The sequence below is a fragment of the Bacillus sp. N1(2025) genome (assembly GCF_053470005.1).
In genome coordinates this window covers 1-557 of record NZ_JBLTJB010000036.1, presented here as the reverse complement: position 1 = coordinate 557, position 557 = coordinate 1, and the positions used below count along the sequence as shown (strand labels likewise).

Here is a 557-nt window from a genome sequence, read left to right as displayed (position 1 = left end):
TCGAACCAAATAATTGCATAGCTCAAAGGAATGAACCATAAAAAGCTCCATAGTGTACTGTTTATTGAACTGAGATGCATGGGATCTGCCTTAAAGAGTAAAAATAAAATTACCGAAGATGAAAATAAAACAATATGCTGCGGCGGTGACTTTCTCCATGCCTTTGCCCAGAAGATGCCCAAAGTGAAATAAAACATCTGTGGCAGGAAAGAATGTAAGTACAGGTTACCGATCAAACTGTCAGGCGAGTACTTCAATGTTATAAAAGAAACCAACACACTGAAAGCGGAAACAGCAAAAGAGCAAAGAATCATTTTTTTGAATCCGAAACGTTTATAAAACCAATAAATTGCGGGTAACACAAGGTAAAAGCTAATCTGAACAGGAATTGTCCAAAGTGAATCGTTAAGGCGACCTGTGCCAATGTGATGGAATATGTCAGGGAAGTATTGAGGATATAACACAAAATTGCTAAGAAGCCATGTCCAGTACTCTTTAGTAGTGAATACTGTTAATGAAAGAGCTCCTAGAATAATTAGCAGTACAGTGGAGGCAAG

1 protein-coding gene is annotated in these 557 nt (G+C 37.9%); it reads right to left on the bottom strand.

Annotated features, from left to right (window positions below; translation table 11 throughout):
- On the bottom strand, positions 1-557 hold a 557-nt coding region (locus tag ACNFN4_RS22230; protein ID WP_448200488.1), incomplete at both ends, for an acyltransferase family protein.